The organism is Burkholderia sp. E168m15, from assembly GCF_016586105.1.
In the GTDB taxonomy this organism is placed as follows: Bacteria; Pseudomonadota; Gammaproteobacteria; order Burkholderiales; family Burkholderiaceae; genus Burkholderia; species Burkholderia orbicola.
On record NZ_BCPO01000111.1, the window covers coordinates 1 to 10,617 of the forward strand.

Consider the following 10,617-nt stretch of genomic DNA (forward strand, 5'->3'; position numbering starts at 1 on the left):
GTTATTTCAAGGGCAAATCTTTCAGTCGCGTCAGGCGGGAAATTTATTTCGAAAAATGGGGATTGGAGGGGTTGACTTCACTTTCGCGCGGTCCATAGAATCCGCCATCTTCACTCTTGGGGCCGCCGCCTTGGACGCCTGCAGTAGTCGATCTTCGAACGAAATTTCCGCCTGAGCGACCGACGTCCGCGCCTCATCGAAGCCGCCGTTTGTCTCCCAGGCAAACGGTGCGCGCAGCAGTATTCCGCAGCAACTCCCTACGTGCACCCTGATTCGCGCCGGTTAGCGTGATGCGTTCTCGCATGCGTTGCCCGGTTTCACCGCCGCCTGGCAGGCGGCCGCGTTCGCGCATCCGTTCCCCCGGCGCGCGAATGCCGGCCCGCACGCCGGCCGGCGGTCAACCGTGTTCCCCGGAACACCGCACAGGAGCCGCCATGAACGACAGTGACAGTTGTCCCTTATGTCCGTTGCATACGCAGACCCTTTCGAACCCGGGTCGCGGGGACAATCCGGCCGACTAGCCTGACACGTCGTTCAGGCCCCTGGCTGGCCCCGCGCCCACCACGCGGCCGGCACGTTGCCGTCGCCGCACGGAGCCAGACCATGAACTTCGGCCTTCTGCTGTCGAACCTTCCGCACGTCACGGAATCGCGCCACCACTACGACGCGATGCTGACGCTCGACGCCCGTCCGCGGGTGTTCTCCCGCCTGTTGAGCCAACTGAAAGCGTTGATCCACTGAAAAGAAGCGCCGAGCGCGCCTCGGCATGCGCACGCGCGCCCGCCTTCGAGCGGCCGTCCCGTGCGCATTCCAAGGCCATACGCTCATCGAATCGCATAACCCTTAGCCGTACGGAACACATCATGTCCACGCCATCCAACGTTTCTCCACCGATCGCCGCCGACCGCAGCGCCGTGCTCGACGAAGCCCACCTGGGCGACATCCGCGGTGCGCTCGGCACGATCGCACACCACGATACCGGCGCACGCGGCACGTGGTGGGCGCGCCTGCGCACGCTGCTCGCGATCATCGGCCCGGGCCTGATCGTGATGGTCGGCGACAACGATGCCGGCGCGTTCGGCACCTATACGCAGGCCGGCCAGAACTACGGCACGACGCTGCTGTGGACGCTGCTGCTGCTGGTGCCCGTGCTGTACGTGAACCAGGAAATGGTGCTGCGCCTCGGCGCGGTCACGGGCGTCGGTCATGCGCGGCTGATCTTCGAACGCTTCGGCAAGTTCTGGGGCGCGTTCAGCGTGATCGACCTGTTCCTGCTCAACGCGCTGACCATCGTCACCGAGTTCATCGGCATCACGTTCGTGCTGGATTTCTTCGGATTGCCGAAGGTGGCCGGCGTGTGCGTGGCCGCCGCGCTGACGATGGCCGCGGTGAGTACCGGCGATTTCCGGCGCTTCGAGCGGTTCGCGATCGGGCTGTGCGTGCTGAGCCTGCTGCTCGTGCCGGTGCTCGTGTCGATCCACCCGTCCGCCGCGCAGATGACGCGCGACTTCTTCGTGCCGAACTGGCCCGCGCACGCGAAGCTGTCGGACGTGATGCTGCTCGTGATCGGGATCGTCGGCACGACGGTCGCGCCGTGGCAATTGTTCTTCCAGCAGAGCTACGTGATCGACAAGCGCATCACGCCGCGCTTCATGAAATATGAAAAAGCCGACCTGTGGATCGGCATCGCGTTCGTGCTGGTCGGCGCGGTCGCGATGATCGGCTTCAGCTCGGCGTTGTTCGCCGGCCATCCGGAAGCCGGCAACTTCACCGATGCGGGCGGCATCATCGCCGGCCTCGAGAAGTATGCGGGCCGCACGAGCGCGACGCTGTTCGCGATCGCGCTGCTCGACGCATGCATCATCGGCGCGGCGGCCGTGTCGCTGTCGACCGCGTATGCGATCGGCGACGTGTTCAAGATCCGCCACTCGCTGCACCGCGGCGTGACCGACGCGAAGGGCTTCTATCTCGTCTATTTCGGTATCGTCGCGGCCGCGGCCACGCTCGTGCTGATTCCGGGCAGCCCGCTCGGCCTGCTGACCGAAGCCGTGCAGACGCTGGCCGGCGTACTGCTGCCGAGCGCGACGGTGTTCCTGCTCGTGCTGTGCAACGACCGCCAGGTGCTGGGGCCCTGGGTCAACTCGACGAAGCTCAACGTGTTCACGGGCACGGTGATCTGGGTGCTGGTGCTGCTGTCGATCATCCTGACCGCGTCGGTGATGTATCCGGACATCAGCGGGGAGGCGATCGTCGACGTGCTGGTGGGCGGCACCGTGCTCGCGATCGCCGGCTATCTGGCGACGGTGTTGATTCGCCGCAACAAGCGCGTGGTCGAGCCGGGCATCGACCGCTCGCTGCGCGACACGTGGCGCATGCCGCCGCTCGATACGCTCGAGCCGCAGAACATGACGCTCGCGACGCGGATCTGGATGGCCGTGTTGCGCGGCTATCTGGTGATCGCGGTCGGGCTCGTGATCGTGAAGGTGGTGCAGATGACGCTGCTGAAGTAACGGCGATCGTCTGCGAGGAAGCGGCGCCGGCCCGGCGCCGCGCCGCCGCCGCGCGTTAGATCAGCTCGAGCTTCGACGTCAGGTACGTGAGCTGAATCCGGTTCGCGACGCCGAAGCGCTTGCGCAGCTTGCGCAGGTGATAGTCGACGTTGTGCGCGCTGGTGTCGAGGCGCCGGCCGATTTCCTTGTCGGACGCACCTTCGGCGATGCCGAGCAGCAGTTCCTGCTCGAACGGCGTGAGCCCGTTCACCGCGCGTTCGCGCGACGTCGAGATCAGTTGCGGCGATGCGAACTTGTGGACCGACAGCCCGATCGACAGCGCCTGCTCGATCGTCGCCGGCGTGATCCATTCGCGCGTGCGGCGCGGCGCGGTGAAGCTCATGAACGCGTGCAGCCGCGTGCCGGGCACGGCCATCGAATACATGATGCCGCTGCACATCCCGTCGTCCTGCATCGTCTGCAGGAAGCCGTCGAGCGCGGCCGGGCTCACGGACGGCGCGTCGTCGCGCTCGCGGTGCTCGCGGCGCAATTGCTGCAGGTCCCACACGATCGGCATGTTGCACACGCGCGCGCCGAGCGTGCGCGGATCGACGTCGTGATGGTTGTGCCGCACGTAGTCGCCGCGATAGGTGGCCGGCGTGAACGCTTCGTGCAGGTAGAGGCTTTCGACGCGCTCGCGCGCGAATTCGAGTGCGAAGTACGCGAACGTCGAGAAGCCTGTCAGATGCAGCAGGCTCGTGACGATCCGGTTGCGCTCGGCCGTGCTCTGCGCGTGCGCGAGCGTATCGGCGACGCCGAGCTTCGGTGCGTGCGGCTGCGCATCGTCGCCGCGCTTCACGTCGTCGCACCAGACGACCTGCACGGGGCGCTCGCGCAGCGCGTCCGCGCATGCGTTCAATCCGCGCGACGCGCGCGGCAAGGTGGTTGGGGCGACCGCTTCTTCATGCAATGCAATATCGGACATGAGCCATCCCTCGGAATCGACGCGCATCGCCTGGCGGCGGCCGTATCGTGTACGGCATTCGCGGCGGTGCGACCGAGCATCGTTGTGATATGCGCCGATCGTCATCCCTGACGAAACGCGGGGGCATTGTACAAAAATGTCGGTGTGTGGGTAATATGCCGTAATACTAATCGCGGCGAAAGGTTCATGTTCGTGCGCATATAACGACGACCAGAAAATCATAAAGAAAAGACCAGATCGTGACGGGGCGCAGTTTCACATAATGGGAAAGGGCGGGCTCCTCATGACATATGCTGACGGCGCACCACGCGTCGAGTGGTTCTCACAAGCCGATATAGCGGCCGCCGCCGCTTATTCGAACGAATATCACGCAATCGAGCGTGACGTTTTTACCGGTATTCAAATAGCGCCCGGTAAAACCGACCTTGCGTCATTCGATTTCTCGCAATGCCATGCGCGATTGCGGCAAATCGGATTCAGTACGCTGGGTTACGGCGCCTACGAAATGATCGGGCGGCGCATTCTGCGTGCGCATCTGCTGCGCGACCTCGCGCCGGCGACGTTCATGCAGCCGTTCATCGAAGGAATGCTGTACGACAGCGACCCGCGTTTCGCGCAGGTGCGGCAGAGCGGCTTTCCGGTCGCATGGCGGCTCGACGAGATCGAGGCGGCCGCACAGGGCAGCGGCGATCGCAAGGTGCTGGCGCTGGCCGGCCACTTGCGTGCGCACGCAATGAACAGCGGCGTGATTTTCAGCCTGTCGGCGCCGCGGCTCGACCTGCGCGTCGCGGTGAACCTGACGTCGGAAACGCACGGCACCGAATGGATCGACGATCGCGTGATCGGCGGCGCGCTGTCGGTCAGTCTTGCCGTGCATCGCGTCGCGCTGCCGTTCCTCGAGGCGCGGGTCGCGCGCATGCGCGGCTTCGCGCTCGCGGACGAGCAGCAGGAAGTGCTCGACCGGCTCGTGCACGGGCTGTCCGACCAGGAGATCGCGAGCGCGCTGCGCACGTCGCTGCACAAGGTCGGGCACCACATCCGCTCGCTCGAAAAACTCTTCAACGTACAGAACCGCGCGCAGCTCGCGTACCTCGCCGCGCGGCGGCTGCCGTCCTGAGCTGACGTCTGCCGCAGGCGCGCGCCGGCGCTCCGGCGCGCGATGGAAGCGGTTCCGGCGGCGCGTGCCCGAAGCGGCCGCCGGGTTTCGTAGTCCGATTCGATCGTCTGAGGAAAACGCGCTTTCACGCTACGAGGCGCGCCTCTTTTTCCGCGGTTTCCCGTCGCTACACTCGTCCCATTCAACGGTCCGCGCGGCATGGGGCAGGCTTGCCCGTGCCAGCCGGCGATAACGACAGGACGACGGCACGATGGCTGAACCGAAGGCGCTCCCCCGCGACTGGCAGCGGTTGTTTTCCGCCGGCCGCGGCGTGTCCGGACGGCGCCTCGGGGGCGCGTCGCCGCGCGCCGACCTGTTTCTCGCAACCTTCATCGTCGCGGTCGTCGCGCTGTTCATCCTGCCGCTGCCGCAGGCCGCGCTCGACGGGATGATCTCGTTGAATCTCGCGGCGAGCGTCGTGCTGCTGACGGTGTCGACCTACGTGCCGTCGGCGGTCAGCTTCTCGTCGTTTCCCGCGCTGCTGCTGTTTACGACGCTGTTCCGGCTCGCGCTGAACATCGCGTCGTGCAAGCTGATCCTGCTGCATGCGAACGCTGGCCACGTGATCGACGCGTTCGGGCGGCTGGTGGTCGGCAACAATGTGGTGGTGGGCGGCGTGGTGTTCCTCGTGATCGCGGTCGTGCAGTTCATCGTGATCGCGAAGGGGTCGGAGCGCGTGGCCGAAGTCGGCGCGCGCTTCTCGCTCGACGCGATGCCGGGCAAGCAGATGAGCATCGACGCGGACCTGCGCGCGGGCATCATCAGCGCCGACGAGGCGCGCGAGCGGCGCGAGAAGCTCGAGCAGGAATCGCAGATGCACGGCGCGATGGACGGCGCGATGAAGTTCGTGAAGGGCGACGCGATCGCGGGCCTCGTGATCGCGTTCATCAACATCGTCGCGGGGATCGCGGTCGGCACGCTGATGCACGGGATGGACATCGGCGAGGCGCTGCAGCGTTACGCGATCCTGACGGTCGGCGACGGGATGGCGTCGCAGATTCCGTCGCTGCTGGTATCGATCGCGGCCGGCATCGTGACCACGCGCGTCGCGACGCGCGATGCACGGCAGCGGCAGCTCGGCGAACAGCTCGGCGAGCAACTGGGCGCACACCCGCGCGCGCTGCTGATCGCGGCGTTCGTGCTGAGCGGTTTTCTCGTCGTGCCCGGTTTTCCGAAATGGTCGTTCGCGCTGATCGCGCTCGGCCTCGGCGCCTTCGCGTTCTCGCAACTGAAGCGCAAGACGTCCGCGCCGAGCTTCAACCTGATTCATGTCGCGGGGCGCGTCGGCGCGGCCGACGACGGCCAGCCCGCGAAGGTATCGCACGCGGCGGGCGTCACGTCGCTGATCGCGGTGTCGCTGTCCGACGACCTGCGCACGGGCCTGAACCTCGCGCAACTGCAGGCGGCGCTGTCGAGCGCGAAGGCACGCGTCGACGCGGACATCGGCACGGTATTCCCGCGCATCACGCTGAACGACGACGAGGGCGCGCCGGCCGGTACGTACCGGATCTATCTGCAGGACGTGCTCGTCGCGCACGGCGCGCTGAAGCCGGGCTGGCTGCTGTGGGACGGCGTCGCGCCGCTGCCGGAGCGCGCGGAGCGCCAGCCGGCCGAGGCGTTCGGCCCGTTCGCGACCGCGCTGTGGATCAAGCCCGACGGCGCGGCACCGGACGGCAAGTGGCTGTCGAGCGAGAGCGCGCTGGCCGCGCACGTCGAGCAGATCGTGCGCCAGCATGCGGACGAGCTGCTCGGCATCCAGGAGACGCAGGCGCTCGTGCATCTGGTGCGCCGCGATCATCCGGAGCTGGTGGGCGAACTGACGCGGCTCGTGCCGCTGCAGCGCGTGACCGAAGTGCTGCGCCGGCTGCTCGCCGAACAGGTGCCGATCCGCAACCTGCGCGTGATCTTCGAGAGCCTGATCACGTGGGCGCCGAACGAGCCTGACGACGTGATCGCGCTGGTCGAGCTCGTGCGCGTCGACCTGCGCCGGATGATCACCGATCGACACGCCGGCACGGCGCGCCAGCTGCGGGTCGTGCTGTTCGAGCAGAACCTGCAGGAGCGGATCGAGAGCGCGGTGATGCGCACGAAGCAGGGCAATTTCCTCGCGCTGTCGAGCGCGGTCAAGCAGGACATCGGCGAACAGGTGCGCGCGATCGTGCAGGCAGCTCAGGCGGCCCCCGGCGGCCACGGCAACGCGCCTGGTGGCGCGCACGGTGGCGCGCGGCTCGCGGTGATGGTCGCGCTCGGCGCGCGCCGCTACGTGAAGACGATCCTGCAGCCGGTGCTGCCCGAACTCGCGGTGCTGTCGTACCAGGAAGTCGAGGAGGACGTGCAGTTGCATACGGTCGGCTGGGTGAAGAACCCGCCGGACGACGGCACGGTCGGCGCGGGCGCCGACGTGCGGGCGCCGGGAGCCGTGCAATGACGAGCTCGACGATCCTCGACCTGACGCGCCAGGCGCTGATGCTCGTGCTGCTGCTGTCGCTGCCGATCGTGCTGATCGCGACCGTCACGGGCCTCGTCGTCGCGATCCTGCAGGCCGTCACGCAGGTGCAGGACGCCAACATCGGCATCGCGGTGCGGCTGATCGCCGTGATGGTCGCGCTCGTGCTGCTGTCCGGCTGGCTCGGCGGCGAAGTGCTGCGCTTCGCGCAGCAGGCGCTGGAACGCATGTTCGTTTCTTCCACAGGAGTTCTTTGATGCGTCGACGCGTCGCCTCGATCCGGTTTCAACCGCGCAGCCTGCAACGGGCCGCGCTTGCCGTGTGCGCGACCGCGCTGCTCACGGCGTCGCTGTGCATGGCGCCCGCGCAGCATGCGCGCGCCGCGGACCTGCGCTGGCGCAACAAGCCGTTCACGATCGTCGCGAACGGCAAGAAGATCGGCGACTTCATTCGCGAGCTCGCGTCGTCGCAGGGCGTGACGGCGGTGGTCGACCCGAAGGTCGACGGCGTGATCAGCGGCCGCTTCTCCGGCACGCCGCAGCAGACGCTCGACACGATCTGTTCCACCTACGGGCTCACGTGGTACTACGACGGTTCGTTCCTGTACGTCGATCCGGCCGACCAGTCGCAGACGCAGATGATCCCGATCCCGCCGAATGCGTCCGGCGAAATCGGCCGCGCGCTGCAGGCGATGCAGATTCCGGACAAGCGCTACACGCTGGTCATCAACGACCGCGCGAACAGCGTGTACGTGGCCGGCCCGCGCCGCTATGTCGAGCTCGTGCGGCAGGCGGTCGGCTCGGTCGGCGACCCGGCGGCGAACGGCGCGCATGCGGACATCCGCGCGTTCCGCCTGAAATACGGCTGGGCGTCGGACTTCACGATCAACCGCTCGGGCAAGGAAGTGACGGTGCCGGGCGTCGCGACGATCCTGCGCCGGCTGTTCGGCAAGGGCGGCGGCACGACCGCGGCGCCGTCGAGCACGCCGCTCGGGCAGGCCGCGCGCCAGGTGAAGCTCGGCTCGGGCCTGACGATCGCGGTGCCGCGGCTCGACTTTCCCGACATCTCGGGCGGCCCGCGGCAGGGCGGTTATGGCGGGGCGGACAGCGGCATGGGCGGCGGCTTCTCGCCGTTCGCGAACAACGGCGGCGGCGACACGCTGCCGCAGATCGTCGCCGATCCGGCGATCAACGCGGTGATCGTGCGCGACCTGCCGGAGAACATGTACCGCTACCAGTCGCTGATCAGTCAGCTCGACGAGCGGCCGCGCATCGTCGAGATCAACGTGACGATCATCGACATCAACGAGGATTCGCTCGACAGCCTCGGGATCGACTGGCGCCTGCACACGACGCACGGCGACGTGCAGATCGGCAACGGCCAGAACGCGCTGAACGGCAACACGCAGTACAACGGCGTCGGCAACCCGCCGCTGACGTTCGGCATCGGCACGTCGGAAACCGGGCAGACGGGCACCTTCATGCCGACCGGCATCGCGCTGACCGCATCGATCGGCGGGTCGCTGCGCAACTACCTGCTCACGCGCGTGAACGCGCTCGCGCAGAAAGGCCAGGCGCAACTGCGATCGAAGCCGAAGGTGCTCGCGCTCGACAACACCGAGGCGATCCTCGAGAACCTCACGCAGTTCTACGTGCAGGTGCCGGGCTATCAGGATTCGTCGCTGTACAGCGTGACGACCGGCACCAGCATCAAGGTGACGCCGATGATCGTCGACGAGGCGATCCGCAACGCGGCGGCGGTGTCGGGCAACCCGCAGAGCGTGATGATGTCGATCGACATCCAGGACGGCAACATCGTGCCGGGGCAGGCCGTGTCGAACGTGCCGGTGATCCAGCAGCGCAACATCGTCACCAAGACGATGATCGACGAAGGCAAGAGCCTCCTGATCGCCGGTTTCAACGACGACGAGGTGAAGCTGAACAAGAGCGGCGTGCCCTGGCTGTCCGACATCCCGCTGATCGGCAACCTGTTCAAGTACACCGACAAGTCGGGCAACCACATGGAGCGGTTCTACCTGCTGACGCCGCGGGTCGTGACGAACGCGTCGATGTACGCGCCGGACGGCTCGCCCGTGAACCCGGGCGTCGATGGGCCGGCGAGCCAGGAAGGGATGTCGATGTATCGGCCGCCCGACAACGACGTCGCGGTGCCGCTGACGCCGAAGCCGCTGCCCGGCACGAAGTTCGGTCCGCCCGCGTTGCCGGCGCCACCCAAGGATGCGGCGTCGCAGCCGGTGGCGACGACCGCAGGAGCACCCACCCATGTCGACGAGCATCATTGATCCGCATGGCGACGGCGCATTGCCCGGCGGCGCGGGAAGCGCGGGGGCCGGTGCGGCCGCGCTCGCGTCGCCATGGAACCTGTGCTTCCTGAGCGGGCCGATGTACGGCCGCACGATGTCGCTCGCGCGCGGCGCGAACTGGGTCGGCACGGCGGCCGACTGCGAAGTGATTCTGCCCGATCGAGAGATCGGCGCGAAACAAGTGTGCCTGCAGGTCGGCGCGCTTGCGGTGACGGTGCAGAACCACGGCGGCGACACCGGCGCGCCGGTGCTGTTCAACGACGAGCCGCTCGGCAGCGGCCGCCGCTCGCTGACGCCGAACGACGTCGTGACGGTCGGCTCGATCCGGCTCGGCATCGCGCGGCATGCGCAGGCGAGCGTCGCGGTGCCCGACGAAACCGATGCGCCGGACGCCGCGCGTGAAGCGGCATGGCTGGGCTGGCTCACCGGCGGGCTGCGGCGGCTGGGCAGCCGGCGGCTCGTGATCGCGCTGGTCGCGCTGTGGATCGGCGTGCTGCTCGGCGCGCTCGGCTACGGCTTCGTCGCGTGGTCGGGACGCTTGCCGTGGCAGCACGAATCGGTGCTCGCGCGCACGCACCGGCTGCAGCAACTGCTGCACGCGTATCCGGAGCTGGCCGTCGCGCCGCGCGACGATGGCGTGATCGTGTCGGGTTACGTCAGCGACCCGGCCGCGCGCGAGCGCGTCGCGCAGATCGTCGCGGGCGTCGACAACGCGGCGCTCGGCAATATCTACGTGGTCAGCGATCTGGTCGCGACCGCGCAGACCTATTTCAGCGACACGGCACTGACGGTCACGTATCTCGGCCGCGGCCGGATCGAGTTGACGGGCACGGCCGCGCGCGCGCAGATCGAGCCGCGCATCCGCAACTACATGAAGGACGCGCGCCCGGCGCTCGAGGTGGTCGATCACGTACGCGATGCCGACGCGGCCGCGCCGCGCACGGCGACGACGCTCGGCGGCACGGCGGGCATTCCGGAGATCACGACCGTGTTCGCCGGCGACGGCGATCAGCGCTACATCGAGACGGTCGACGGCAGCCGCTATTTCGAAGGCGCGCGGCTGAAGGAGGGCGCGAGCGTCGTGTCGATCGGCTCGGACGAAGTGGTGTTCGAGCGCAACGGCCAGCGCATCACGATGCCGCTCGGCGGCCCGTCGGCGCGTGCGCCCGAACAGGCGCCGGCGCCGCCCGTGGCGCCGCTCGCGAGCGGTGCGGCGGC

General features: G+C 67.7%; 8 protein-coding genes. 7 read left to right on the forward strand and 1 reads right to left on the reverse strand.

The window, feature by feature from the left end:
- Positions 1-603: 603 nt before the first annotated feature.
- Together JMF86_RS18170 and JMF86_RS18175 are read left to right on the forward strand one after the other, a co-directional pair.
- Entirely contained in the window at positions 604-741 is a 138-nt protein-coding gene (locus tag JMF86_RS18170) for a hypothetical protein (protein WP_012339686.1), read from the forward strand.
- A gap of 122 nt (positions 742-863) precedes the next feature.
- A complete protein-coding gene (locus JMF86_RS18175) occupies positions 864-2,510 on the forward strand; it encodes an Nramp family divalent metal transporter (RefSeq protein WP_012339687.1) in 1,647 nt (548 codons plus the stop codon).
- Positions 2,511-2,565: 55 nt separating this feature from the next.
- On the opposite strand, the gene JMF86_RS18180 is transcribed toward JMF86_RS18175, so the two are convergent.
- Complete coding sequence (locus tag JMF86_RS18180; RefSeq protein ID WP_011547292.1) at positions 2,566-3,474, reverse strand: LuxR family transcriptional regulator; 909 nt, start codon at positions 3,472-3,474, stop codon at positions 2,566-2,568.
- A 283-nt stretch (positions 3,475-3,757) separates the two neighbouring features.
- Between JMF86_RS18180 and JMF86_RS18185 the strand changes: the two genes are divergently transcribed.
- The 5 genes from JMF86_RS18185 to sctD form a co-directional block, all read left to right on the forward strand.
- Positions 3,758-4,591, forward strand: a complete 834-nt coding sequence (locus JMF86_RS18185) for an autoinducer binding domain-containing protein (RefSeq protein WP_011547293.1) — start codon at positions 3,758-3,760, stop codon at positions 4,589-4,591.
- A 250-nt stretch (positions 4,592-4,841) separates the two neighbouring features.
- Positions 4,842-7,058 carry a type III secretion system export apparatus subunit SctV gene (sctV, locus tag JMF86_RS18190; RefSeq protein ID WP_012339688.1) on the forward strand — a complete coding sequence of 739 codons (2,217 nt, stop codon included), beginning with the start codon at positions 4,842-4,844 and terminating at the stop codon, positions 7,056-7,058.
- The gene (gene sctS, locus JMF86_RS18195) at positions 7,055-7,333 is read left to right on the forward strand and encodes a type III secretion system export apparatus subunit SctS (RefSeq protein ID WP_006480854.1); all 279 of its coding nucleotides are present in this window, start codon (positions 7,055-7,057) and stop codon (positions 7,331-7,333) included. Before sctV ends, sctS begins: the two co-directional genes overlap by 4 nt.
- Complete coding sequence (sctC, locus tag JMF86_RS18200; RefSeq protein WP_012339689.1) at positions 7,333-9,378, forward strand: type III secretion system outer membrane ring subunit SctC; 2,046 nt, start codon at positions 7,333-7,335, stop codon at positions 9,376-9,378. Before sctS ends, sctC begins: the two co-directional genes overlap by 1 nt.
- Positions 9,359-10,617, forward strand: a 1,259-nt coding sequence (sctD, locus tag JMF86_RS18205; RefSeq protein WP_201317096.1) for a type III secretion system inner membrane ring subunit SctD, incomplete at its 3' end; no start/stop codon positions are given. The genes sctC and sctD, both read left to right, overlap by 20 nt.

Excerpts from the sequence above, each read along its gene's own strand:
- sctV (WP_012339688.1), top strand. The coding sequence starts at position 4,842 with ATGGCTGAACCGAAGGCGCTCCCCCGCGACTGGCAGCGGTTGTTTTCC.
- sctC (WP_012339689.1), top strand. The coding sequence starts at position 7,333 with ATGCGTCGACGCGTCGCCTCGATCCGGTTTCAACCGCGCAGCCTGCAA.
- JMF86_RS18185 (WP_011547293.1), top strand. The coding sequence starts at position 3,758 with ATGACATATGCTGACGGCGCACCACGCGTCGAGTGGTTCTCACAAGCC.
- JMF86_RS18175 (WP_012339687.1), top strand. The coding sequence starts at position 864 with ATGTCCACGCCATCCAACGTTTCTCCACCGATCGCCGCCGACCGCAGC.
- sctS (WP_006480854.1), top strand. The coding sequence starts at position 7,055 with ATGACGAGCTCGACGATCCTCGACCTGACGCGCCAGGCGCTGATGCTC.
- JMF86_RS18180 (WP_011547292.1), bottom strand. The coding sequence starts at position 3,474 with ATGTCCGATATTGCATTGCATGAAGAAGCGGTCGCCCCAACCACCTTG.
- JMF86_RS18170 (WP_012339686.1), top strand. The coding sequence starts at position 604 with ATGAACTTCGGCCTTCTGCTGTCGAACCTTCCGCACGTCACGGAATCG.